The 23,563-nt window shown below is 41.3% G+C and carries 25 protein-coding genes and 2 pseudogenes; 26 read left to right on the top strand and 1 reads right to left on the bottom strand.

Annotated elements, in window-relative coordinates; genetic code table 11:
• Window positions 1-54: 54 nt before the first annotated feature.
• The 24 genes and pseudogenes from B3473_RS00860 to B3473_RS00740 all read left to right on the top strand — a co-directional run bounded on the left by B3473_RS00860 (window position 55) and on the right by B3473_RS00740 (window position 21,023).
• Window positions 55-1,149, top strand: a complete 1,095-nt coding sequence (locus tag B3473_RS00860; protein WP_154454556.1) for a cystathionine gamma-synthase — start codon at window positions 55-57, stop codon at window positions 1,147-1,149.
• A gap of 1 nt (window position 1,150) precedes the next feature.
• On the top strand, window positions 1,151-2,320 hold the full coding sequence (locus B3473_RS00855) for a MalY/PatB family protein (RefSeq protein WP_154454557.1): 1,170 nt from the start codon (window positions 1,151-1,153) through the stop codon (window positions 2,318-2,320).
• A 182-nt stretch (window positions 2,321-2,502) separates the two neighbouring features.
• Window positions 2,503-3,902: pseudogene (locus B3473_RS00850) on the top strand (aldehyde dehydrogenase family protein).
• 222 nt (window positions 3,903-4,124) lie between these two features.
• Complete coding sequence (locus B3473_RS00840) at window positions 4,125-4,772, top strand: NAD-dependent dehydratase (RefSeq protein ID WP_154454560.1); 648 nt, start codon at window positions 4,125-4,127, stop codon at window positions 4,770-4,772.
• 133 nt (window positions 4,773-4,905) lie between these two features.
• Window positions 4,906-5,721, top strand: a pseudogene (locus B3473_RS00835) (oxidoreductase).
• A 17-nt stretch (window positions 5,722-5,738) separates the two neighbouring features.
• Window positions 5,739-6,713 carry a helix-turn-helix domain-containing protein gene (locus B3473_RS00830; RefSeq protein ID WP_235280828.1) on the top strand — a complete coding sequence of 325 codons (975 nt, stop codon included), beginning with the start codon at window positions 5,739-5,741 and terminating at the stop codon, window positions 6,711-6,713.
• Window positions 6,714-6,749: 36 nt separating this feature from the next.
• Window positions 6,750-7,757 carry a helix-turn-helix domain-containing protein gene (locus tag B3473_RS00825; protein WP_154454562.1) on the top strand — a complete coding sequence of 336 codons (1,008 nt, stop codon included), beginning with the start codon at window positions 6,750-6,752 and terminating at the stop codon, window positions 7,755-7,757.
• A gap of 108 nt (window positions 7,758-7,865) precedes the next feature.
• Window positions 7,866-8,495, top strand: coding sequence for a uracil phosphoribosyltransferase (gene upp / locus B3473_RS00820; protein ID WP_154454563.1), 630 nt, complete (start codon window positions 7,866-7,868; stop codon window positions 8,493-8,495).
• A gap of 160 nt (window positions 8,496-8,655) precedes the next feature.
• A complete protein-coding gene (locus B3473_RS00815) occupies window positions 8,656-9,246 on the top strand; it encodes an ATP-dependent Clp protease proteolytic subunit (protein WP_154454564.1) in 591 nt (196 codons plus the stop codon).
• Between the two features lie 103 nt (window positions 9,247-9,349).
• Window positions 9,350-9,778: a YlbF family regulator gene (locus B3473_RS00810; protein ID WP_154454565.1), complete on the top strand. Its 429-nt coding sequence runs from the start codon at window positions 9,350-9,352 to the stop codon at window positions 9,776-9,778.
• A gap of 3 nt (window positions 9,779-9,781) precedes the next feature.
• Complete coding sequence (locus B3473_RS00805) at window positions 9,782-10,033, top strand: DUF2129 domain-containing protein (protein ID WP_154454566.1); 252 nt, start codon at window positions 9,782-9,784, stop codon at window positions 10,031-10,033.
• A gap of 103 nt (window positions 10,034-10,136) precedes the next feature.
• On the top strand, window positions 10,137-11,318 hold the full coding sequence (locus B3473_RS00800) for an ABC transporter substrate-binding protein (RefSeq protein ID WP_204984254.1): 1,182 nt from the start codon (window positions 10,137-10,139) through the stop codon (window positions 11,316-11,318).
• Between the two features lie 51 nt (window positions 11,319-11,369).
• Window positions 11,370-12,254, top strand: a complete 885-nt coding sequence (locus B3473_RS00795) for a branched-chain amino acid ABC transporter permease (RefSeq protein WP_168260452.1) — start codon at window positions 11,370-11,372, stop codon at window positions 12,252-12,254.
• A 3-nt stretch (window positions 12,255-12,257) separates the two neighbouring features.
• On the top strand, window positions 12,258-13,211 hold the full coding sequence (locus B3473_RS00790) for a branched-chain amino acid ABC transporter permease (protein ID WP_154454569.1): 954 nt from the start codon (window positions 12,258-12,260) through the stop codon (window positions 13,209-13,211).
• Window positions 13,211-13,975, top strand: coding sequence for an ABC transporter ATP-binding protein (locus B3473_RS00785; protein WP_154454570.1), 765 nt, complete (start codon window positions 13,211-13,213; stop codon window positions 13,973-13,975). Before B3473_RS00790 ends, B3473_RS00785 begins: the two co-directional genes overlap by 1 nt.
• Window positions 13,975-14,685: an ABC transporter ATP-binding protein gene (locus tag B3473_RS00780; protein ID WP_204984255.1), complete on the top strand. Its 711-nt coding sequence runs from the start codon at window positions 13,975-13,977 to the stop codon at window positions 14,683-14,685. The genes B3473_RS00785 and B3473_RS00780 overlap by 1 nt, the downstream gene beginning before the upstream one ends.
• A gap of 113 nt (window positions 14,686-14,798) precedes the next feature.
• Window positions 14,799-15,458: a CBS domain-containing protein gene (locus tag B3473_RS00775; RefSeq protein ID WP_154454572.1), complete on the top strand. Its 660-nt coding sequence runs from the start codon at window positions 14,799-14,801 to the stop codon at window positions 15,456-15,458.
• A gap of 112 nt (window positions 15,459-15,570) precedes the next feature.
• Window positions 15,571-16,200 carry a dTMP kinase gene (gene tmk, locus B3473_RS00770; protein WP_235280678.1) on the top strand — a complete coding sequence of 210 codons (630 nt, stop codon included), beginning with the start codon at window positions 15,571-15,573 and terminating at the stop codon, window positions 16,198-16,200.
• A gap of 17 nt (window positions 16,201-16,217) precedes the next feature.
• Window positions 16,218-17,093, top strand: a complete 876-nt coding sequence (locus tag B3473_RS00765; RefSeq protein WP_204984317.1) for a DNA polymerase III subunit delta' — start codon at window positions 16,218-16,220, stop codon at window positions 17,091-17,093.
• The gene (gene ricT / locus B3473_RS00760) at window positions 17,090-17,890 is read left to right on the top strand and encodes a regulatory iron-sulfur-containing complex subunit RicT (RefSeq protein WP_293650980.1); all 801 of its coding nucleotides are present in this window, start codon (window positions 17,090-17,092) and stop codon (window positions 17,888-17,890) included. The genes B3473_RS00765 and ricT overlap by 4 nt, the downstream gene beginning before the upstream one ends.
• Window positions 17,883-18,203, top strand: coding sequence for a DNA replication initiation control protein YabA (yabA, locus tag B3473_RS00755; RefSeq protein WP_154454576.1), 321 nt, complete (start codon window positions 17,883-17,885; stop codon window positions 18,201-18,203). The genes ricT and yabA overlap by 8 nt, the downstream gene beginning before the upstream one ends.
• Before the next feature lie 7 nt (window positions 18,204-18,210).
• The gene (gene rsmI / locus B3473_RS00750; protein WP_154454577.1) at window positions 18,211-19,080 is read left to right on the top strand and encodes a 16S rRNA (cytidine(1402)-2'-O)-methyltransferase; all 870 of its coding nucleotides are present in this window, start codon (window positions 18,211-18,213) and stop codon (window positions 19,078-19,080) included.
• A gap of 344 nt (window positions 19,081-19,424) precedes the next feature.
• Window positions 19,425-20,660 carry an ammonium transporter gene (locus B3473_RS00745; RefSeq protein ID WP_235280674.1) on the top strand — a complete coding sequence of 412 codons (1,236 nt, stop codon included), beginning with the start codon at window positions 19,425-19,427 and terminating at the stop codon, window positions 20,658-20,660.
• A gap of 21 nt (window positions 20,661-20,681) precedes the next feature.
• Window positions 20,682-21,023, top strand: a complete 342-nt coding sequence (locus B3473_RS00740; RefSeq protein WP_154454579.1) for a P-II family nitrogen regulator — start codon at window positions 20,682-20,684, stop codon at window positions 21,021-21,023.
• A 39-nt stretch (window positions 21,024-21,062) separates the two neighbouring features.
• Here the strand turns inward: B3473_RS00740 and B3473_RS00735 are convergent, their stop codons facing one another.
• The gene (locus B3473_RS00735; RefSeq protein ID WP_154454580.1) at window positions 21,063-21,695 is read right to left on the bottom strand and encodes a copper homeostasis protein CutC; all 633 of its coding nucleotides are present in this window, start codon (window positions 21,693-21,695) and stop codon (window positions 21,063-21,065) included.
• Between the two features lie 136 nt (window positions 21,696-21,831).
• On the opposite strand from B3473_RS00735, the gene serC reads away from it, so the two are divergent.
• Window positions 21,832-22,929: a 3-phosphoserine/phosphohydroxythreonine transaminase gene (gene serC / locus B3473_RS00730; protein WP_154454581.1), complete on the top strand. Its 1,098-nt coding sequence runs from the start codon at window positions 21,832-21,834 to the stop codon at window positions 22,927-22,929.
• A gap of 62 nt (window positions 22,930-22,991) precedes the next feature.
• On the top strand, window positions 22,992-23,540 hold the full coding sequence (locus tag B3473_RS00725) for a GNAT family N-acetyltransferase (protein WP_154454582.1): 549 nt from the start codon (window positions 22,992-22,994) through the stop codon (window positions 23,538-23,540).
• Window positions 23,541-23,563: the final 23 nt, after the last annotated feature.

The raw sequence follows: 23,563 nt of genomic DNA, 5'->3' as shown, positions 1-23,563 counted from the left end.
AACATTTAAAAAGAGATTGATTGCTTTGGAGCAATCAAAAGAAAGGGGACTAGAATGACTAACGAATACAAATTAGCCACTATCTTGGCACATACGGGAATCAAATCAGACGAAGCAACAGGAGCCTTGGCGGCACCCATTCACTTTTCCACAACTTATCAACACCCTGAATTTGGCAAATCAACAGGTTTTGATTACACACGCACCAAAAATCCAACGCGCGCGACCTTGGAAAAAACCTTAGCAGCGATTGAACAAGCTGATTATGCCCTAGCCACATCCTCTGGTATGAGTGCTATTGTGCTGGCTTTTGAAATCTTTCCTGTCGGCGCTAAAGTGGTTGCGGCGCGTGACTTGTACGGTGGGTCTTTCCGCTGGTTCAACGACAAAGAAAGCGAAGGACGTTTTACCGTTGAGTATGCCAATACAGAAAGCGACTTGTTGGCAGCCATTTCTGATGATACTGACATTGTTTACATCGAAACCCCAACCAATCCCTTAATGGTCGAATTTGATATTGCGACGGTTGCCAAAGCCGCTCACGACAAAGGAGCCAAACTCATTGTGGATAACACTTTTTATAGCCCTATTTACCAAAATCCTATTCCTCTTGGAGCAGATATTGTGGTGCATTCGGCAACCAAGTACTTGGCAGGGCACAATGACGTTTTAGCAGGGATTGTAGTGACCAATGACCAAGCCATTTATGACAAACTCTTCTATAATTTAAACACCACAGGCTCAACCCTATCGCCTTTTGATTCATACTTATTGATGCGTGGCTTAAAAACCCTCAAATTGCGCATGGAAAAAGCCACTGAAAATGCACGTGAATTGGTTACTTTTTTGAAAACCTTGCCAACAGTTAAGGAAGTTCTTTATACAGGAAAAGGTGGCATGATTTCCTTTAAAGTGGCTGATGAAAGCAAAATTCCAACGATTATCAACCGCTTGGAAGTTATCACGTTTGCGGAAAGTCTTGGCGGTGTGGAAAGCCTTATCACCTACCCAAGAACGCAAACTCACGCTGATATTCCAGAGGACGTCCGCCTGTCTTACGGCTTGACCAATGATTTATTGCGTTTGTCTATTGGTATCGAGGACGTAGACGATTTGAAGCAAGATTTGAAAGCAGCATTGGGGGCTTAATATGGGACAATACGATTTTACAACCAGACCCAATCGCCTAAATCAATTTACTTATAAATGGCAAGCGTCGGAAAATGACCCTGATTTGCTACAACTTTGGGTGGCAGATATGGATTTTTTCCCTGTTCCAACTATCAAGGAAGCTATCATCAACTATGGTCAGGAGCATATTTTTGGATATAATTATGCCAAAGACTCGCTGTATCAATCGGTGATTTATTGGGAGAAAAAGGAGCATGGCTACGCTATCAGTAAGGAAGACATTGCCTTTATTGACGGCGTTGTTCCTGCTATTTCCGTTGCTATTCAGGCCTTTACCCAAAAAGGCGACGCTGTTCTCATCAATTCGCCTGTTTATTACCCTTTTGCCAGAACCGTTCGTTTAAACGACCGCAAATTGGTGGAAAATTCCCTTCTCATTCGAAATGGGCATTTTGAGATTGATTTTGAGCAGTTGGAAAAAGACATTGAGGATAATGAGGTCAAGCTCTACATCTTTTGCAGTCCTCACAATCCAGGTGGGCGCGTGTGGTCCAAAGAGGAACTCCAAAAAATCGGTGACCTTTGTGCCAAACACGGTGTTATCTTGATTTCCGATGAAATTCACCAAGATTTAGCCCTTTTTGGCAATACCCACCATTCTTTTAACACGGTGGACGAGCGTTTCAAGGATTTTGCCATCATTCTTTCATCAGCGACAAAGACCTTTAACATCGCGGGAACAAAGAACAGCTTTGCGATTATCCAAAATCCGCAATTACGCGATGCTTTCAAACGTGTCCAATTAGCCAATAATCAGCACGAAGTGCCAACCTTGGGCATGATAACAACCGAAACCGCCTTTACTTATGGCAAACCTTGGCTAGAAGAATTGAAATCAGTCATTGAGGAAAACATCACTTACGTTGTGGATTACTTGAGGGAAAATACTAATATCAAGGTCATGAAACCTGAAGGGACCTATCTGATTTGGCTTGATTTTTCAGCTTACGGCATTCAACAACCCCAGCTCAACGAAAAATTGCAAAAAGAAGCGCGTGTGGTCCTAAATGACGGAGAGCATTTTGGGGAAGAAGGCAAGACCTTTGCCCGCCTCAATGTCGCCGCTCCCCTTGAAACCATCAAAGAAGCCACCATGCGCATAGCAGATACCTTTGGAAAAATCAACTAGTGAAACCATCAAAAGACTTGGCAACAAGTCTTTTGATTTTTTTTGATTTGAATTGTCATAAATTGCTAAAAAGGAGTCGCTTTTTGCTGTTCTGTTTTTAGGGGTGGCGGTGTAAACTAATACCATAAGGTCGAGAGAGGCCAAATAAAAAAATAACTAAAAAACGAAAGAGGTATTTGATTATGCCATACCAAAGTAAAAACCCATATAACAACGAAGTTCTTGCAACATTTGATACATTAACAGATGCTCAATTAGAAGAAAAATTAGTCAAAGCTCACGAAGCTTTCCAATCTTGGAAAAACACAACGTTTGAAGAACGTGCAGCAATCCTTCACCGCGCTGCTGAATTAGTTATGGAACGCCGCGAAGAGTTGGCAAGCTACAATACACTTGAAACAGGAAAACTCTTCATGGAATCAGCTTGGGAAATGAACGTGGTTGCTGATATGTTTAACCACTACGCTGATCACGGTGCTGAATACTTGAAACCAGAAATCATCAAAAACCCTGACCAAAACGCAGGTGATGCAGTAGGTATCTACCAACCAACAGGAATTATTTACCAAATCGAACCATGGAACGCTCCTTACTTCCAAATCGTTCGTCCAATGTCAGCAACCCTTATGGCAGGTAACGTGATGGTCTTGAAATACGCTTCAAACGTACCACAATGTGCCCTTGCAATGGAAAAATTGATGCGTGACGCTGGTGCACCAGAAGGTGTCTTCACAAACTTGTTTGTCAGCTACGAACAATCTGACCGTGTCATTGCTGACCCTCGTGTGACAGGTGTGACTATTACAGGTTCAACAGAAGTTGGACGTGGTGTGGCTGCAACAGCTGGTCAAAACCTTAAGAAAATCGTCCTTGAATTAGGTGGTTCTGATGCCATGGTTGTTCTAGACGATGCAGATATGGAAAAAGTGATGCAAGGTGCTATGGTTGGACGCCTAACCCTATCAGGTCAAGCTTGTGTAGGCGACAAACGTATGTTCATTCACTCTAGCCTTTACGATACTTTCATGGAACAAATCAAAGAAGCTGTTTGCAACTTGGTATCTGGTGACCCAATGGACCAAGCAACAACTCTAGCTCCTGTTGTGAATAAAAAGCCGCTGACAAAGTTCGTGCACAAATTGCCCTTGCCGTTGAACACGGTGCAACAGCAACAACTTATGGTCAACCTGTTCCAGAAGACACAGCCTTTGTTCAACCGACTATCTTGACAAATGTGACTCCAGATAACCCAATCTTCAACGAAGAAATCTTTGGTCCTGTCTTGATGATCTTCTCATTCGACACTGAAGAAGAAGTGGTTGCCCTTGCTAATGGTACACAATACGGTCTAGGTAGCTCAGTTTACACGGAATCACCAGAACGTGCTTACCGCCTTGCTGCACAAATGGAATCAGGTGCAGTCAGCGTTAACCAACCAACTCTTCCATCACCAGCTATTCCATTTGGTGGTATCAAAAACTCAGGTTACGGCCGTGAATTAGGTGCTGACGGTATCCGTGAATTTACTAACCAAAAATACATCAATAGCAATAGCATTGATATGAAAGTTTTCCATTTATAATTATAGATAAGACGACTCCTTAAGAGGCTAAGAGGCTACACTCTTTTTCTTTTTAGCAGTTCATTTTGATGAAAGCTGTCAAGGATTGTCGTAAAATGGCAAATGAAAGGCATCCTTTATCATTTTATTTCCAATACTTTAGACGTATAATAATAGTGTCAAAAGTTAAGAGTCAACATCTTAAGGATGTGTTGACAGGTACTTGTAAGAAAGGAAAAGAGTATGGCAACAGCAATTATTTTAGTTGCTACTGGTGAAGTAGGTGGCCATATTTTAAATGAAACACTGAAAAGTGCTTACTATGATAAGGTTTATGTCCTAGGACGTGAGTCTATTCGACGTTTACCAGACCACGACAAGATGAAGAGAATCTTGATTGATTTTAACCATCCGATTGTCGATGATGTGGTGTTACAAGACGCAGATGTCTTTTTCGCCATTGGAACAGATGACCGCAAGTTATTTGAAAAAGTTGATTTTGGCTATGATTTCCAATTCGCGAAAATTTGTCAAGGTAAAATCAGAAGCTTTAATTTAGTATCTGCTATGGGTGCCAATAGCCAAATATCTTATTACAAATATTTGCAAGTTAAAGGGCGCTTAGAAGATTCGCTACGCAGTATGTCACTTGGTGATGTGCGTTTCTACCATCTGTCAATGCTCATCGCCCCTGACCGCGAGAACCTGCCACTTGGCGATGCCATTTGGATTAAGATTTTCCAAGTCATCTCACCTGTCCTAGTCGGACCAATGTCTGGCTGGAAAGGTATCACCCCACAAAACGTTGCGCAAGCAATGGTGAAAAATGCAGAACGCCGCACCAAACAAACGGTTTACCTGCATGATGACATGATGAACAGCGTTCACTAAAAATATGACGAAAAATGTTATTGCGTTTGTCATTAACTGTCATAATAATGGCGTTATAAGTTATGGCAAAAGCCAAAATTAAGGACTATAATAAAGACATCAATTGAAAAAGAAGAAATAGAGGTAAGAAAAAATGAAAAAGGTTATTTTGTTAACAGGAGCAAGTAGTGGTATTGGTTATCAAACAGCAGAAGATTTGGCTGGACAAGGTCATATCGTTTACGGTGCAGCACGTCGTTTGGATGCTATGGAACCTTTGAAAGCTAAAGGTGTTAAACCAATCTACCTAGACGTGACAGATGGCGATTCAATCAAAAAAGCAGTCGATACCATCATCAAAAACGAAGGTCGCATCGATGTTTTGGTTAACAACGCTGGTTACGGTTCATACGGTGCCCTAGAAGACGTTAGCATGGAAGAAGCACGCGCTCAATTTGAAGTTAACGTATTTAGTTTAGCGGAATTGATTCAACTAGTATTGCCACATATGCGTAAACAAAAATCAGGACGCATCATCAACGTTTCATCAATGGGTGGTCGTTTGACAACTTACTTTGGTGCTTGGTACCATGCAACAAAATACGCCGTAGAAGCTTTGTCTGATGCTCTTCGTATGGAAACCTCTGACTTTGGTATTGACGTTTCAATCATCGAACCAGGTGGTATCAAAACGGATTGGGGCTTCATCGCAGCTGACAAATTGGAAGCATCTGCAAAAGGTTGAGCTTACGAAGAACAAGCTACAAAAGCAGCAAAAGGTATGCGTAGCCAATATTCAGGTAACATGATGTCTGATCCAAAAATCATTTCACGTGCGATTTCAAAAGCGGTCAACAGCCGTCGTCCTCGCCCACGTTACTTGATTGGTATGGGAGCTAAACCACTTGTCTTCCTACACACTATCTTACCAACTCGTCTATTTGACTATATTATGAAACACGCAAGCTAATTAAGGGGAAATAAATTATGAAATTAAGTGTGAGTGGCCAATATTTTCAATTTTTAAAAAGCATTGATGTTGACTTAGACCAATTACCTGAGTCACTGCGCTATCAAGAAGATTATCAAAAAGAAGAATTCGCGTTATCAACACTTGATTACTTCCATTTATTAACCGCTTTGGACGAACTCTTGACGGATGAGCAAATTTTAGAAATGAGCCGTCTGAAAAACATCCAAATGATGATGCCACCGTTTTTTGCCGCTTTGTCGTCAAAAAACGGCTTGATGGCTATCAAGCATTTTGCAAAATTTAAACGCATCACAGGACCAATCATTGTGGATATTGAAACCTTTGATGATTTGGTGCGAGTGAGCTACCGTTACGATTACACAGGATTGGAATTGCCACGCTTTGCGGTCTTAAATGAGCAACATTTGATTTTGGATATGATTCGGACAGGAACAGGTGAAGCCATCAAACCTGTTCGTATAGGGGTTCCTTTCGAATACGGTCAAGAAGCCTTAGAATCATTTGGTTGCCACGTGGAATACACCGAAGGTAATGAAATTATCTTCAACAAGGCTGACTTAGAACGCCCATTTATCACAGCTAACAACATCATGCTGGATTATTTGGAGCCGCAATTGAAAGAACGCCTAGCCGAAGCTATTTCTGGTGAAAGCTTTACAGGTGTTGTCCAACAAATGCTCTACAAAGCTATTCCAAGTGGGGAATTCTCAGTTGAGGATATCGCAGTAGCCTTGGGTATTAGCAGCCGCACCTTACAACGCAACTTGAGTGCTGAAGGTACCAAATTCAACCAAGAATTGCAAAACGTTCAAAAATTATTAGCATTAAGTTACTTGAAAAAACCAGAAATGACTACTGATGAGGTCGCGTATTTGATTGGTTATGCTGAAGTTTCTTCTTTCTCACGCGCCTTCAAAAAATGGACTGGAATGACCATCACCGAATACAAAAATTCAACTGACGATTAGCATCGTCCGCTCTTAAAAAGGATAAGCACGCCAAAGATGAAGTTAATCATTACACCACAGTTTCAAAGTTTCCTGTCTTCCATAAATATTCAAATGCGAGATATTTTGGAAAAAGCCGAGCTGCCCAATAAACTTTGGCAAGACGAAATCGAATACGATGCCGCTCAATACTTGAAATTGGTTAAAATATTGGAAGAAGAGATTTCAGATGAGGTCATTTATTCGATTAGTCAGCTAGTTAACGTCAAAATGCTGGTTCCTCCCTATTTTTCAGCCTTGTCTTGCCGTAATGGTTTAGAGGCCTTGAAACGCATTGAAACCTATCGAAAAAGCAATGGATCTGTCCTTGTTCATGTGGAGGATTTAGGGGACACTGTTTCTATTCAGTTTTCTTATATGCTACCTGACAAGCCTCTACCACGTTTTCTCATTATTAATCAGCAATTGCTTTTATTAGATGTTTTGAGGACTGGAACGGGCGTTGATATTCATCCCATTTCAGTCACTACTCCTTATCCTTACGAGGATATCTTACATGACACATTTGCTTGTCCGATACAAATAGGTGCAGATAATCAAATGCTGCTGGCTAAAGCCGATTTGGAAAGGTATTTCTCTCCTTCTCACAACATGATGTGGTCTTACTTAGAATTCTTATTTGACCAAAACTATACCTTTTCACCAGTAGCAGAAGATAGCATGACAGCAAAACTTCGCCGAGAACTCAAACGCAGTATTCCTAGCGGTAAGGGAGATTTGAATACCCTTGCTAAACGTTTAGACACTAGCTCAAGAACCTTACAACGTAAACTCGTCGCTGAAGGGACTAGCTTTAATAAAGAACTGCAAGAAGTGCAAAAAGCCATGGTCTGCTCCTATCTGCAATTGCGTCTATCTACTGAGGATATCTTATACTTGCTTGGTTATGCTGAAAGTTCAAGCTTACTAAGAGCCTTTAAACGCTGGACAGGCATGACCTTTAAACAATACCAAACCAAATTATTAACCGAACCTAACCTTTCTCATCAACAAAATATTAGCTGAGCAAAGGCACAAAAATGATGACATTTGTCAGTCAATCATGAGCATATTTTTCGTATTTCTGATATAATTGATAGGGTTATACCAAAAAATGAAAAAGGGAGTAGAATTATGGGAAAATTTCAAGTTATCTCACATCCATTGATTCAACACAAATTGTCTATTTTGCGTCGCTCAACAACGTCAACTAAAGATTTTCGTGAATTGGTCAATGAAATTGCCATGTTAATGGGTTATGAGGTATCACGTGACCTTCCTTTAGAAGAAGTCGAAATCGAAACACCTATTACAAAGACAGTTCAAAAACAATTGGCTGGTAAAAAATTAGCTATCGTTCCAATCTTGCGCGCAGGTATTGGGATGGTTGACGGTTTTCTTAGTCTAGTACCAGCAGCCAAGGTTGGTCACATTGGTATGTATCGTGACGAAGAAACCTTACAACCTGTTGAATACTTGGTGAAATTGCCAGAAGATATTGACCAACGTCAAATTTTCGTCGTTGACCCAATGTTGGCCACTGGTGGTTCAGCCATTTTAGCAGTGGATTCCTTGAAAAAACGTGGTGCTGCTAACATTAAGTTTGTCTGCCTCGTATCTGCTCCTGAAGGGGTCAAAGCCTTGCAAGAAGCTCATCCAGATGTGGATATCTACACCGCCGCTTTGGATGAAAAACTAAACGAACACGGCTACATCGTTCCAGGTCTTGGCGATGCTGGTGACCGCTTATTTGGAACAAAATAATATTCAGAAAACTTTCTAGTTTCGGCTAGAAAGTTTTTAAAAAGCGACGTTTTTATTTGACCTTTGTTGACCAATTGACTATAATAAACTCATATCAATCGAGCACAGCACAATCCTTGATAAACAGCTTGCTCTGACTATTTAAAAAAGGAGAATATTTATGATTCCTGTAGTAATTGAACAAACAAGCCGCGGTGAGCGTTCATACGATATTTATTCACGTTTGTTGAAAGACCGTATTATCATGTTGACTGGACCTGTTGAAGATAATATGGCAAATTCAATCATTGCTCAACTCTTATTCCTTGACGCCCAAGACAATACTAAAGACATTTACCTCTATGTCAATACTCCTGGTGGTTCAGTATCTGCTGGTTTGGCGATTGTGGATACAATGAATTTCATCAAATCAGATGTTCAAACTATCGTTATGGGTATGGCAGCATCTATGGGTACCATCATCGCCTCTTCAGGTGCTAAAGGCAAACGTTTCATGTTGCCAAATGCTGAATACATGATTCACCAACCAATGGGTGGTACTGGTGGCGGTACACAACAAACAGATATGGCTATTGCTGCTGAACACCTTTTGAAAACACGTCAAAACTTAGAACAAATTTTGGCGGATAATTCAGGACAACCGCTTGAAAAAGTTCACCTTGATGCTGAACGTGATAACTGGATGAGTGCCCAAGAAACCCTTGAATATGGCTTCATCGATGAAATCATGGTCAACAACGAATTAAACTAAGGCATAAGCCTTATCATAAAAGTCTGCTCTTGCAGGCTTTTTTTGTGCTATTTTGAAAACAAGGTGAGGGTACATTTTCAGACAAATATGGTATAATCGATTTATGTTGACAATTGATGACCAATTACTAGCCATTGATGATGCGATTGATGAGGTTGTTGCAGCCTTTTTAGCCTTAGATAGCGTGCAAGATTACCTTGCGGTGCGGCAAGTCTTTCTCTCAGATAAGGCTTTGCAAGAAGACATTGCAGTTTTTCAAGCCCTGCGGCAAGAATATGAGGCTGTTGAGACTTATGCAGCTTTTCGCCCTGAAGTCAAAACCTTGCGTCGTCAATTGGTTCAAACAAAAAGAACAATTGATATGCATGAGAAAATGAGTGCTTTGCGGCAAAGTGAAGTTGCGGTGCAAAAGATTTTAGCAGAATTGACCCAAGACATCTCGTCAGTGATTTCATCTGCTATTTTTGTGGATACGGGACTGCCCCTAGCCGCCCACTCATCTCACCACCAATGCCATCATAAAGGAGGATAAGCTATGTTTGAAAAGACGGAACGACAAGGGATTATCGTTTATTTGTATTATAATCGTGATGCGCGAAAGTTGGCAAAATACGGCGATGTCCTCTATCATTCTAGAAAAATGCACTATCAAATTTTGTATGTCAATAAGGCCGATGCGCCAGCCATTGCAGACGAAATTGCCCGTTTGAAATTTGTGAAATCAGTTTCATTGTCACAATTGGACAATATTAACCAAAATTTTGTAGGCAATCTGGAAAATTTTTGATATAATATAATTTTTTGATAACTAAAATTTATTTAATATAAAAATTTTCTGATAATTCAGTATATTTTATCTGGATTATCAGGTATTGAAGGAGAAAGATGCTATGAATAAAAAGGTTACCACATTTCTGTTGCCTTTTTTAGCAGCCCTTGTTTTAGTTGGTTGCAATAAGTCGCCAGATGTTACCGCAAACGCCACAGGAACAACCATTGGCGATACGTTGAAAATCGGTGTCAATTTGGAATTGACAGGTTCGGTTGCGGCCTACGGTAATGCCGAAAAAAACGGGATTAACCTAGCAGTTGAGCAAATCAACAAGGCTGGCGGGGTTGACGGCAAAAAGATTGAAGTCATCACCAAGGATAATAAATCGGAAAATGCGGAAGCATCAACAGCTGCTACAAACTTAGCGGTTCAAAGCCAAGTAAATGCGATGATTGGCCCAGCGACATCAGGTGCCGTAGCAGCAGCCAGCTTGAATGCTCAAAAAACGGGTGTCCCTTTATTGACGCCTAGTGGTACGCAAGATGATTTGACCATTGACAAAGATGGCGTGAAAAAATACATTTTCCGTACAACTTTCCAAGACAGTTTCCAAGGTCAGGTTCTTGCTCAATACGCTTACCAAAACTTGAATGCTAAAAAAGTCGTTCTTTATTATGACAATTCAAGTGACTATGCCAAAGGGATTGCCGAAGAATTTCAAAGAGTTTACCCAGGTGAAATCGTAACGGTGGCCACTTTTGCCTCAGGCGACAAGGATTTCCAATCAGCTTTGACAAAATTCAAAGATTTGGATTATGATGCGATTGTCATGCCAGGATACTATACAGAAACAGGTATCATTACAAAACAAGCGCGTGATATGGGCATTGAAGTGCCAATCTTGGGTCCTGACGGATTTAATGACGATAGTTTTGGTGACTTGGCTGGTGTGGCCAATACACACGACGTTTACTACGTTTCAGGTTATTCTACCAAAACAGCTCTTTCAGATAAAGCAACGCAATTTATTGAAGCTTACAAGAAAAAATACGGTTCTGAGCCTAATATGTTTGCAGCCTTGGCTTATGATTCGGTTTACATGATTGCAGAAGCTGCCAAAGGTGCTAAAACGTCTATTGACATTGCTGATAATTTGGCGAAACTCTCTCAATTTGACGGGGTGACTGGTACCATGACGATTGATAAAGATCACAATCCAATCAAAACCGCTTTGATGGTTAAGATGGAAAATGGTGCAGAAGCCTCAGCTGAAGCAGTCGAAATCAATGGGAAAAACTAACGAATGTTTTTTGCAACGTTTATATCACATCACTAGAAAGTTTGGTATTATATGTTTTTAGAACAACTTCCCCAACAACTGGTTAATGGTATTATTCTGGGCAGTATCTATGCCTTACTTGCCCTTGGATACACCATGGTGTATGGGATTATTAAATTGATTAACTTTGCTCATGGCGATATTTATATGCTGGGGGCATTCATTGGGTATTATGCGATTAGCGCTTTGCACATGAATCTTTGGATGGCTTTGATTGTGACAATGATTACAACGGCTATTTTTGGGATGCTTATCGAATTTCTGGCCTATAGACCTTTGCGCCATTCGACACGTATTTCTGCTTTGATTACAGCAATTGGGGTATCCTTCTTGCTGGAGTATGGCATGGTCTTTTTGGTCGGTGCTAACACGCGTTCATTCCCACAAGCTATTAAAATTGTCAATTACCACATTGGTTCGATTACTGTAACAAATATTCAGTTGCTTATCCTTATTGTGGCTCTTGTTTTGATGGTGGCTCTTCAAATTATCGTTAGAAAAACGAAAATGGGGAAAGCCATGCGTGCAGTATCTGTTGACAGCGACGCAGCAGAATTGATGGGGATTAACGTCAATTCAACCATCAGCTTTACCTTTGCTCTTGGTTCAGCACTAGCTGGTGCTGCAGGTGTCTTGATTGGATTGTACTACAATTCAATTGAGCCGTTGATGGGAATGACTCCAGGTATTAAAGCCTTTGTCGCTGCCGTTCTCGGTGGTATTGGTATCATTCCAGGGGCTGCTTTAGGTGGTTTTGTCATTGGAATTTTGGAAACATTATCCATTTCTCTAAATCTTTCAAGCTATCGTGATATCGTTGTGTACGGTGTTTTGATTATCATTTTATTAGTAAGACCAGCTGGTATTCTCGGTAAAAACGTAAAAGAAAAGGTGTAGAAAATGAAAAAAAATCTAAAAGTAAATCTTTCATGGCTGGCCTTGATTGTTGTTCTTTATGCCATTTTAGAGGTTTTAACCCGCACAAATATTTTAAACTTGTACTACGTGCAAATTTTGATGGGGATTGGTATTAGTATCTTGATGGGGCTTGGAACCAACTTGGTTCTTGGCTTCTCAGGGCAATTCACCTTGGGGCAGGCTGGTTTCATGGCTATCGGTGCTTACGCAACAGCCATCATGACTCAGCAAAATCCAACTTACGGTGGCTTTTACCTATCAATGCTCGTTGGGGTTCTCATTGCCGTTGTGGTTGCCCTTATTTTTGGGATTCCGACCTTGCGGTTGAAGGGGGACTATCTGGCCATCGCAACCTTGGGTATGGCTGAGATTATCCGTATCTTGATTGTCAATGGTGGCGATTTGACTAACGGAGCTGCTGGTTTGACTGGTATTTTACCTTATACTACATGGCCTGTTATCTTTGCCTTTGTTGTGGTGATTACCATTTTAGTCTTGAATTTCCTACGTTCATCAATGGGACGTCAGGTGATTGCCGTTCGTGAAGATGAAATTGCAGCCGAAGCTATGGGTGTCAACGTGACCAAGATGAAAGTGCTGATTTTTGTGATGGGGGCTATTATTTCATCTATCGCAGGTTCGCTTTATGTGGGTTACATCGGTACAGTTGTTCCTAAAGATTTCACCATTATGAAATCTATCGACTACTTGATTATCGCCGTTCTTGGTGGACTTGGTTCTATTACAGGAACGATTTTAGCGGCGGTTGCCCTAGGTATTTTGAATATGTTCTTGCAAAATATCTCAAATCTTCGTATGATTATCTATTCTCTTGCCCTCATTTTGGTTATGATTTTCCGACCAGGAGGACTTTTGGGAACGAAGGAATTCACGTTATCTCGATTCTTTAACAAAACTAAGGGAGGTAAGCAGTAATGGCACTTCTTGATGTTAAAAAGCTCACCAAAAATTTTGGCGGATTGACAGCCGTAGGTGATGTTACCATGCATCTCAATGAAGGTGAATTGGTTGGCTTGATTGGTCCAAACGGTGCTGGAAAAACCACACTTTTCAACTTGTTAACAGGTGTTTATGAGCCAAGTGAGGGAACTGTGTCACTTGATGGTACCATTTTAAATGGCATGAAACCTTATAAAATTGCGTCTTTGGGCTTGTCGCGTACCTTCCAAAACATTCGTTTGTTTAAGGAAATGACGGTTTTGGACAATGTTTTGATTGGGATGGCTAATCAAACCTCTCCGCATCTTTTAGCTAGTTTCTTGCGCTTGCCAAAATACTACCAAAGCGAGGAAGAATTGCGTCAAAAGGCCTTGGATTTATTGGCTATTTTCAATTTGGAAACAGAAGCTGATACTCTTGCTAAAAATCTTCCTTATGGGCAACAACGCCGTTTGGAAATTGTGCGTGCCTTGGCAACCAAACCCAAAATTCTCTTTTTGGACGAGCCAGCAGCAGGGATGAACCCGCAAGAAACAGCAGAATTGACAGAACTCATCCGCAAAATCAAAGACGAATTTAATATCACGATTATGCTAATCGAACACGATATGAGCCTTGTCATGGAAGTAACAGAGCGCATCTATGTGCTTGAATATGGTCGTCTGATTGCCCAAGGAACACCAGACGAAATCAAGACCAACCAACGTGTTATTGAAGCTTACTTAGGAGGTGAAGGGTAATGGCGATGTTAAAAGTGGACCACTTGTCTGTGCATTACGGTGTGATTCAAGCGGTTAAAGATGTTTCTTTTGAAGTCAATGAAGGCGAAGTCGTGACCCTTATCGGTGCTAATGGAGCTGGTAAAACCTCTATTCTCCGTACGATTTCAGGTTTGGTGCGTCCAAGTGCTGGCGAAATCAGCTTTTTAGGAAAAGAGATTCAGAAAGAGCCAGCTCGTAAAATTGTGGCTTCTGGTTTGTCGCAAGTTCCTGAAGGCCGACACGTTTTTCCAGGAATGACGGTTTTAGAAAACCTTGAACTAGGTGCCTTTTTACGCCGTGACCGTGAAGAAAATCAAAAGAATTTGAAGAAAATTTTTGACCGTTTCCCACGTTTGGAAGAACGTAAATCACAAGACGCTGCAACCTTGTCAGGTGGTGAACAGCAAATGCTTGCTATGGGAAGAGCCTTGATGAGTCAACCCAAATTATTGCTTTTAGATGAACCATCAATGGGATTGGCGCCAATTTTCATTCAAGAAATCTTTGACATTATCCAAGATATCCAAAAACAAGGAACAACAGTCTTGTTGATTGAGCAAAATGCCAACAAAGCCTTAGCCATCGCTAACCGTGGTTACGTTTTGGAAACAGGTAAGATTGTCTTGTCAGGAACAGGTGAAGAATTATTGGCTTCTGAAGAAGTGCGTAAAGCTTATCTAGGAAGCTAGTGATAATTGCCAATAGTATCACTTGACTGCAACTAGCATGAACCATTTCCCTGATATCAAAAGAAAGCGTTATATGGTATAATAGTTGCGAAAAAAGGATTTGGAGAAATGATATGCCAGTAAAAGATTTTATGACGAAAAAAGTTGTCTATGTGTCGCCTGATACGACAGTAGCGCACGCGGCTGATATGATGCGCGAGCAAAAGTTACGCCGCTTGCCTGTTATTGAAAACGATAAACTTGTCGGTCTTGTCACTGAAAGAACCATGGCAGAAGCTAGCCCTTCTAAAGCAACGAGCTTGTCCATTTATGAAATGAATTACCTGCTCAATAAAACCAAGATTCGCGACGTGATGATTCGAGAAGTGGTGACGGTTTCCCCTTACGATAGGCTGGAAGATGCGATTTACCTCATGATGAAAAATCACGTTGGTATTTTGCCTGTTGTGGAAAACAATCGCGTACATGGTATTATCACCGATAAAGATGTTTTCAAAGCCTTTCTTGAAATTTCAGGATATGGCGAAGAAGGGGTGCGGGTCATTATCTCAGCAGATGATACTGTGGGCACTCTGGCTAAAATCACAGAAACCATTTCAGCGGATAATCTAAATATCAAACGCACGGTGGTTGCCACACGCAAGTCTGGTAAAGTTGCTATTGAAATTCAAATTGACGGAAAAGTGGATCCATCGCATTTAGAAAAAGCCTTGCTGGCCAAGGGTATTCAAGTGGATTCTATTGAATTGACAGAAGCCAAATCATTGGATTAACAAGGATTTAGCTAGGTTGTTACACAAGTCTATTTAGGTGCTGCCATATTCGGTAGTGCCTTTTTGCTATATTTTTGATAGAATAGAAGTAATAAGTTTGGAAGGAATTTTCATGAAAAACGGAGTAATCATCTCTTTTGAGGGACCTGACGGAGCTGGTAAAACCAGCGTTTTAGAACGCATCATTCCACTATTGCAAGCGCAAGGGCTTAGTGTCTTGGCGACACGAGAGCCAGGTGGTGTGGCGATTGCAGAGCGGATTCGAGAGGTGATTTTAGACGTCCATCACGTTAATATGGACTATAAGACGGAATTGCTTTTGTATATGGCAGCACGTCGTCAACACTATGTGGAAAAAGTCTTGCCAGCCTTGGAAAATGGGAAGATTGTACTGATTGACCGCTTTATTGATAGCTCGATTGCTTATCAGGGCGCAGGGCGTGGTTTGGATGAGGCGACCATTACACAACTCAATGATTTTGCAACAGACGGTCGTAAACCTGATATTACCATTTATTTGGATATCGAATCAGAACTTGGCTTGCAACGCATTGCTCAAAATGCTGAACGTGAGGTCAATCGTCTGGATTTGGAAAAATTAGATATGCACCAACGCGTGCGTCAAGGCTATTTGCGTTTGGCAGAACAGGAAAAAGACCGTATTGTGACCATCGATGCCTCACGTGACTTGGACAGCGTCGTTGAAGAGGTGTATCAGGTGATTTTACAACACTTAGCGTAGGTAGTAGGAAAATGAAAATGGATTTGGAAAGCTTGCAACCTCATCTTTTTGAGGAATTCAATCACATCTTAAGGTCAGATAGGATGAGCCATGCCTATCTTTTTTCTGGAGATTTTGCGAGCTTGGACTTTGCCCTTTACTTAGCTAAAAGCCGTTTTTGTGAGCATTTTCAAGATGGCTTGCCTTGTGGCAAGTGCCGTGAATGTGTTCTCATCGCTGAGAATGAATTTTCAGATGTGAAACAAATCAAGCCAACAGGTCAAGTTATTAAAACAGATACGATTCGTGACTTGTTGCGGGACTTTTCACGCTCAGGTTTTGAGAGCCAATCGCAAGTTTTTATCATTCAGGATTGTGACAAGATGCATCCAAACGCCGCTAATAGCCTGTTAAAATTCATTGAAGAGCCGCAAAGTTCGTCTTATATGATTTTGCTGACGAGTGATGAAAGCAAGGTCTTGCCAACCATCAAGAGCCGTACCCAAGTCATTCGTTTTCCAAAAAACGAGGCGCTATTACGCAAACAGGCTGAAGAAGCTGGTGTTTTAAAGACACAGGCAGAGATTTTGGTTGCCTTGGCTAAGACGCCCCAACACCTTGAAAAATTGATACAGGATAAAAAGGTTGAGGAGTTGTTGCAAGCGAGCGAGCGTTTTGTCGCTACCTTGTTTAAAGACACGGATACGGCTTATTTGGAAGTCAATGAGTTGGTGAAGTTGGCTCCTGAAAAAAGCGAGCAAGAGTTGGCTTTTCAGTTGTTGACTTTGTATTTATCCAAACACCTCGAGCGCAAACAAACTTTGGTTTATTTGGAAAAGGCTTATCAAGCTCAGCAAATGTGGAAAAGTAATGTGAGTTTTCAAAACGTATTAGAATATATGGTGGTTTCATGACAGAAGTATTGCGTATCAAATATAAAGAAACAGGTGGCATTGCCTATGTCTTGCCTAATCGCTGCTACAAACTTGGCGAGCAGGTGGTTGTCAAAAACAAAAAAGGCAATCGCTTAGCAGAAGTGGTCTGCGAAAATCAGGACATTGACGACACAAAATTACCAGCTGAAATGGATGTGATTTCGCGAGCAGCTGATGCCAAGGATATCAAGCATTATCAAGACAATAAAGCCTTTGCCAAAGACTCTTTTGAGGTTGTTAATCACTTGGTTGCTCTCAATCAATTGCAGATGAAGGTCATTGATATCGTCTTTCCTTTGGAGCGCGATTACGTGCTTATCACTTTTTCGGCGGAAGAACGGGTTGATTTTCGAAAATTGCTGCGTGATTTGGCTAGTCATTTCAAGACAAGGATTGAATTAAGACAGATTAACAATCGGGAGGAAACCAAGGTTTACGGCGGTTTGGGCCCTTGTGGTCGTACGCTTTGTTGCTCAACTTTTCTGGGTGAATTTCCACCTGTTTCCATCAAAATGGTTAAAAATCAAGGCATGTCACTGAGCACAGGCAAGACAACTGGTCGCTGTGGTCGCCTCATGTGTTGCTTGAGTTTTGAGGATGATTTTTACAGAGAAGCCAAGGAAAAATTCCCTGATGTGGGAAGTGACATCGAAACGGCAGAAGGTGTGGGAAGTGTGGCCAGCATTGACGTCTTTTCAGATACCATTAAAGTGAAATTTCCTGAAAAACACGCCCTATTAACATATACTTTAGATGAGGTCAAACGATATGGATAAGAAAAAATTATTTGATGCTTTTGACGGTTTTTCGCAAAATTTGATGATTACATTGGCTGAAATTGATGCCATGAAAAAACAAGTCCAATCGCTTTTGGAAGAAAACACCGCATTGCGTCTTGAAAATGATAAATTAAGAACGCGCCTTGCCCAATTGGAAGAAAATGCTTCGGCTAAGACCTCTAAACAAGGAAAACGCTATATTGAAAGCATCTACCACGATGGCTTCCACATCTGCAACGATTACTACGGACAACGTCGTGAAAATGATGAGGAGTGCATGTTTTGTATGGAAGTGCTAGATAGAGAGTGAGGTTGTGATGCAGGTCCAAAAAAGTTATCATAACGCTTCTACGACAGGTGAATTGTATCTTGTCCCAACGCCTATCGGCAACTTTCAAGACATGACTTTTAGAGCGGTTGAGGTTTTGCAGACGGTGGATTTTGTCTGTGCAGAAGACACTCGAAACACAGGAATTTTGCTGAAACACTTTGATATACCGGTAAAACAGATTAGTTTTCACGAGCACAATGCCTATGACAAAATTCCTGAGTTGATTGCCCTGTTAAAAGACGGCAAACGTTTGGCACAGGTATCTGATGCAGGGATGCCGTCCATTTCTGACCCAGGTCATGATTTGGTCAAGGCAGCTATCGAAGAAGGCATTCCTGTCATTTCTTTGCCAGGGGCATCGGCTGGTATTACCGCATTGATTGCCAGTGGTTTGGCGCCTCAACCCCATGTGTTCTACGGTTTTCTTCCCAGAAAAGCTGGGCAGCAAAAAGAATTTTTTGAGAGCAAGAAAGCCTATCCTGAAACGCAAATTTTCTATGAATCACCTTATCGCGTGTTGGATACGCTTAGCAATATGCAGGACATTTATGGCGACCGCCCCATCGTTCTTGTCCGTGAATTAACCAAAATTTACGAAGAATACCAACGAGGAACGATTTCAGAAATCATGGAGCATATCACCCAAGTGCCTTTGAAGGGGGAGTGTCTTTTGATTGTATCGGGGCAAGATGAAACAGCTATTCCCCAAGAAAGTGTGGCTCTGAGCGACATTCCAGACTTGGTCAATGACTTGATTGCCTCAGGAGAAAAAACAAACCAAGCCATCAAAAAAGTTGCTAAAACCTATGGTTTAAAACGCCAAGAGGTTTACAACGCTTATCACAATATTGATTAAATATCCAAAAGAGTCGAGTTGCTAGCACGACTCTTTTTTGTGTTATAAAATATGACATAATCTAACGACAAACATTTCGGGTAAAAGCTTACATCAGATGTATTTGGGGAAAAGTGGAAGAAAAAGCGGTTTTGTTTGAGAAAAGATAGTCGTTTGTCTTAAAAACAAGTAACATTCTAGGTTATAAATGCAGAAAATTTAGAAAATTTTAGTAAAAAGTATTGCTTTCAGGAAAACTTAGTGTTATATTATCTAACATAATAACTCAAGTCATTGAGGTTGACATCTTTAGGAAGTGGCTTTTTATCCAAAAGTCGTGGTAAAGAGAGTAAAGGAGATAGGATATGAATTCAGGAAGTATAGCGTTTATCATTATTTGCGCGAGTTTGGTTTTTCTTATGACACCGGGTCTGGCTTTCTTCTATGGTGGCTTAGGGAGGCGTAAGAATGTCATCAACACGATGATGATGTGTGTCTTGCCGATTGCTCTGGCGTCAGTGATGTGGATTGTTTGTGGGTATTCTCTTTCTTTTGGTGGAAAAGGGGATATCATCGGAAATCTGTCCCATGTCTTTCTAAATGGTGTCAGTGAAACAACAAGCACACGTGGTCTAGAAATTCCAGATGCCTTATTTGCAGCATTTCAAATGATGTTTCCGATTATTACGGTTGCCATTTTAACAGGGGCAGCTGCAGGGCGTATGGGTTTTAGTGCTTTGATTATCTTTATTGTTTTTTGGCTCTTATTGGTCTATTTCCCATTTGCTCATATGGTTTGGGATGAAGGGCTTCTTGCTAAATGGGGAACCATTGACTTTGCTGGTGGCGGTGTGGTTCATATCACGTCAGGGGTGTCAGGTTTGGTTCTAGCCTTGATGCTTGGTAAACGTCGTGACTATCATCGTTTGGAATACCGTCCTCACAACGTACCATTTGTCTTTTTAGGAGCTGGTATCCTTTGGTTTGGTTGGTTTGGTTTTAACGCTGGGTCAGCTCTTGCAGCAGATGGACTTGCGGTTCATGCTTTTATCACAACACATATCGCAGCAGCATCAGCCCTATTATCATGGATGATTGTTGAAAAAATCATGGCGGGTCGTTTCTCACTTGTCGGCGCGTCAACAGGTTTGGTAGCAGGGCTTGTTGCGATCACACCAGGGGTAGGTTTTGTATCAACTTGGAGTTCTCTTATCATTGGTCTTTGTGTGAGTCCTATTTGTTACTTTGCTATTTCTGTTTTGAAACCAAAATTAGCTTATGATGATGCCTTGGATGCCTTTGGTTGTCACGGTATCGGTGGTATCTTTGGTGGTCTAGCAACAGCTATTTTCACAACGCCAGAATTGGCTCTTGATTCGCATAATGTTGGTTTGATTTATGGCAATGCTCACTTGCTTTTGGTCACAGTAGCTGCTATTATCTTTACAATTGTTTGGTCAGCGGTAGCAAGTTTTGTGATTATCAAAGTCATTTCGCTCTTTATGGACATCCGTGTGGAAGAACGTTTGGAAGCAATTGGTCTTGATGATGCTGAGCATAAAGAAACAGCCTACCCAACCTTCATGGGATTGGATTCTTAATAAAAGCGAGGAAGTGACGTTATGAAAAAAGTAGAAGCCATTATTCGAGCAGACCGCTTGGAAGATTTAAAGGATGCCCTGTCTAAGAAGAATCTGACCAATGGCATGACTGTCAGTCAGGTTTTGGGCCACGGCAAGCAACGTGGATTTGCGGAATATGTTCGTGGTCAAAAAATTGTGCCAACCTTATTGGCAAAAGTTAAGGTGGAAATCGTGGTTTGCGATGCTTTGGTGGATGATGTGGTGAGTAGTATCTGCCAGACTGTTCGGACAGGCGATGTCGGCGATGGGAAGATTTTTATCATTCCAGTTGATGAGGTGATTCGCATTCGGACAGGCGAAAAGGGCAGAGATGCTCTCTAATCAAAAAAACGAGGACGGCTAAGTCCTCATTTTTGGCTTTTAGGCCATGATTTTAGTACCGTGGGCGGCTTGGGCACCCGTTTGTTTAATCAAATCTTGGTAGTTTTCTGCTGTCACGCCACCGCCAATCATGATTTCAATGCGACCGTCAGCATATTCAACCAAGTCTTTCAAGTGGGTGATGTTTTCAGTAATTGGGTTATTTTGAGCAGACCCATGTGTCAAAATACGCGTGAAGCCTAAGTCCACCAATTGGTCAATGGCTTCTGTTTGTTGATCAAGTGGGATATGGTCAAAAGCCATGTGGAAAACTAGCGGCAAGCCCTGTGTTGCTGGCAAGAGTTGTTCAATAGCGTCTTGGTCAATGAGGTTGTCCTCGGTTAACAATCCCAAAACCAAGCTATCACTTTCTAATTCCACCGCGCGTAAAATATCATCTTCCATGATGCGCAATTCACTATCATTATAGACAAAATTCCCTCCACGCGGACGAATCATAGTGGCTAGGGCAATGCTTTTTTCATGGAGATAGCGCGCTGCTTCCTTGATAACCCCATAAGAGGGAGTCGTACCGCCAACGGCTAAGTTATCGCACAATTCAACGCGTTTAATCGTATCATCGAGCTGGTTAAGGCGTGTGGTATTTTCTGCACAAAATTCTTTAATAATCATGAAAACTCCTTTTCTAGTCCTTCGTTATCATTATAACATGATTATTTATAAATCATTTGAGTAAAAATCTTAAAAATCTTTACAAAATTCAGAATATTATGCTATAATTTATAACAATTATAACGGAGGTATTTTTATGACAATTTACAATTTCTCTGCAGGTCCTGCAGTGTTGCCAAAACCCGTGCTTGAACAAGCACAGCGTGAAATGCTTGACTACCAAGGTAGCGGCATGAGTGTTTTAGAAATGTCCCACCGTTCCAAAGAGTTTGACCACATTATTAAAGAAGCAGAACGCTTGTTGCGTGAATTGATGGCGATTCCTGATAATTATAAGGTACTGTTTCTTCAAGGTGGTGCATCAACGCAATTTACAATGCTGCCTTTGAATCTAGCAAAGGGGCGTAAAGCGTACTATCTTGTTGGAGGATCATGGGGGAAAAAAGCTTATGCAGAAGCTGTAAAATTGTCCAAAACCATTCCTTTTGAGCCTGTTTTGTTGGCATCGTCTGAGGATACGGTGTATGACCATATTCCAACATTTGACCCTAAAACCATTGATCCAGAAGCCGCTTATGTGCATATCACAACCAACAATACCATTGAGGGAACAGCCATTTATGACCTTCCTGATACCAATGGTGTGCCGATTGTCGCTGATATGTCGTCTAATATTTTAGCTGCGCGCTACAATGTGGAAGATTTTGCGGTTATTTATGCAGGCGCTCAAAAGAACATTGGTCCTGCAGGTGTGACTGTGGTGATTATCCGCGAAGATTTCCTAAACGACGAGCCAACTTTGTCATCAATGCTGGATTATCGCATCCAAGCAGAGGCAGGTTCGCTCTACAATACCCCACCAGCTTATAGCATTTACATTTCAAAATTGGTTTTTGAGTGGGTCAAGGCCTTTGGTGGTGTGGATAAAATGGAAGAAGCCAATCGTGAAAAATCAGGACTTTTGTACGATTTCATTGACCAGTCTGATTTTTACACCAATCCTGTTAAAAATCCAGCCCAACGTTCTGTTGCCAATGTTCCTTTTGTGACACCAAGTAAAGAATTGGATGCGCAGTTTGTGGCAGAAGCGACAGCGCTTGGCTTTAAAAACATCAAAGGGCACCGCTCAGTTGGAGGCATGCGTGCAAGTCTTTACAACGCATTCCCACGTCAAGGTGTGGTGGATTTGATTGCCTTTATGAAGCAATTTGAAGCTGAAAATAAATCTAACTAATGCCCTTTTTACAGCAGAAATGTTATACAATAGGTGTATATCAATAAAAAAGAGGTAATAAAATGGAGATTAGACAAGCTTTTCCCAATGAAGTGACACCAATCATGCGAGTAATTGAGGATGCTAGAAAGCAATTAGCTGCAAGTGGTAGCAACCAGTGGCAAGGGACTTACCCTGATGAAAATACCATTTATGATGATATTTTAGCTGGTCAAGCTTATGTAGGCTTATTGGATGGGGAAATTGTTGCCCATGCTGCGGTGGTGATTGGGGTTGAACCTGCTTATGAAAAGATTTACGATGGTCATTGGCAGCACAACAATCACCAATACGTCACCTTTCACCGTGTGGCGGTCTTATCGCGCGTGACAGGGCAAAAAGTCGCTCAAACCTTTCTTCAAGGCTTGATTGAAGGGACAAAAGGGCATGATTTTCGTTGCGATACCCACGAGAAAAACCTTGCTATGCAGCATATTTTGACCAAACTCGGTTACGTTTATTGTGGAAAAGTCCCTGTTGATGGGGAACGTCTAGCTTATCAAAAAATCAAAACTAAGGCTGAGAATGCCTTTTATCAAGAAGTTGATGAGGCGGACCACCATAGTTTGTAACAAATAAGAGAAAAGGGAGGCTG

The sequence above is a fragment of the Streptococcus sp. UBA632 genome, from assembly GCF_002300045.1.
Taxonomy (GTDB): domain Bacteria; phylum Bacillota; class Bacilli; order Lactobacillales; family Streptococcaceae; genus Streptococcus; species Streptococcus alactolyticus.
This window is presented reverse-complemented; position numbering and strand designations above follow the sequence as displayed.

Coding starts and splice junctions, on each gene's coding strand:
- B3473_RS00860 (WP_154454556.1), top strand. CDS start 55: ATGACTAACGAATACAAATTAGCCACTATCTTGGCACATACGGGAATC.
- B3473_RS00855 (WP_154454557.1), top strand. CDS start 1,151: ATGGGACAATACGATTTTACAACCAGACCCAATCGCCTAAATCAATTT.
- B3473_RS00840 (WP_154454560.1), top strand. CDS start 4,125: ATGGCAACAGCAATTATTTTAGTTGCTACTGGTGAAGTAGGTGGCCAT.
- B3473_RS00830 (WP_235280828.1), top strand. CDS start 5,739: ATGAAATTAAGTGTGAGTGGCCAATATTTTCAATTTTTAAAAAGCATT.
- B3473_RS00825 (WP_154454562.1), top strand. CDS start 6,750: ATGAAGTTAATCATTACACCACAGTTTCAAAGTTTCCTGTCTTCCATA.
- upp (WP_154454563.1), top strand. CDS start 7,866: ATGGGAAAATTTCAAGTTATCTCACATCCATTGATTCAACACAAATTG.
- B3473_RS00815 (WP_154454564.1), top strand. CDS start 8,656: ATGATTCCTGTAGTAATTGAACAAACAAGCCGCGGTGAGCGTTCATAC.
- B3473_RS00810 (WP_154454565.1), top strand. CDS start 9,350: ATGTTGACAATTGATGACCAATTACTAGCCATTGATGATGCGATTGAT.
- B3473_RS00805 (WP_154454566.1), top strand. CDS start 9,782: ATGTTTGAAAAGACGGAACGACAAGGGATTATCGTTTATTTGTATTAT.
- B3473_RS00800 (WP_204984254.1), top strand. CDS start 10,137: ATGAATAAAAAGGTTACCACATTTCTGTTGCCTTTTTTAGCAGCCCTT.
- B3473_RS00795 (WP_168260452.1), top strand. CDS start 11,370: ATGTTTTTAGAACAACTTCCCCAACAACTGGTTAATGGTATTATTCTG.
- B3473_RS00790 (WP_154454569.1), top strand. CDS start 12,258: ATGAAAAAAAATCTAAAAGTAAATCTTTCATGGCTGGCCTTGATTGTT.
- B3473_RS00785 (WP_154454570.1), top strand. CDS start 13,211: ATGGCACTTCTTGATGTTAAAAAGCTCACCAAAAATTTTGGCGGATTG.
- B3473_RS00780 (WP_204984255.1), top strand. CDS start 13,975: ATGGCGATGTTAAAAGTGGACCACTTGTCTGTGCATTACGGTGTGATT.
- B3473_RS00775 (WP_154454572.1), top strand. CDS start 14,799: ATGCCAGTAAAAGATTTTATGACGAAAAAAGTTGTCTATGTGTCGCCT.
- tmk (WP_235280678.1), top strand. CDS start 15,571: ATGAAAAACGGAGTAATCATCTCTTTTGAGGGACCTGACGGAGCTGGT.
- B3473_RS00765 (WP_204984317.1), top strand. CDS start 16,218: ATGGATTTGGAAAGCTTGCAACCTCATCTTTTTGAGGAATTCAATCAC.
- ricT (WP_293650980.1), top strand. CDS start 17,090: ATGACAGAAGTATTGCGTATCAAATATAAAGAAACAGGTGGCATTGCC.
- yabA (WP_154454576.1), top strand. CDS start 17,883: ATGGATAAGAAAAAATTATTTGATGCTTTTGACGGTTTTTCGCAAAAT.
- rsmI (WP_154454577.1), top strand. CDS start 18,211: ATGCAGGTCCAAAAAAGTTATCATAACGCTTCTACGACAGGTGAATTG.
- B3473_RS00745 (WP_235280674.1), top strand. CDS start 19,425: ATGAATTCAGGAAGTATAGCGTTTATCATTATTTGCGCGAGTTTGGTT.
- B3473_RS00740 (WP_154454579.1), top strand. CDS start 20,682: ATGAAAAAAGTAGAAGCCATTATTCGAGCAGACCGCTTGGAAGATTTA.
- B3473_RS00735 (WP_154454580.1), bottom strand. CDS start 21,695: ATGATTATTAAAGAATTTTGTGCAGAAAATACCACACGCCTTAACCAG.
- serC (WP_154454581.1), top strand. CDS start 21,832: ATGACAATTTACAATTTCTCTGCAGGTCCTGCAGTGTTGCCAAAACCC.
- B3473_RS00725 (WP_154454582.1), top strand. CDS start 22,992: ATGGAGATTAGACAAGCTTTTCCCAATGAAGTGACACCAATCATGCGA.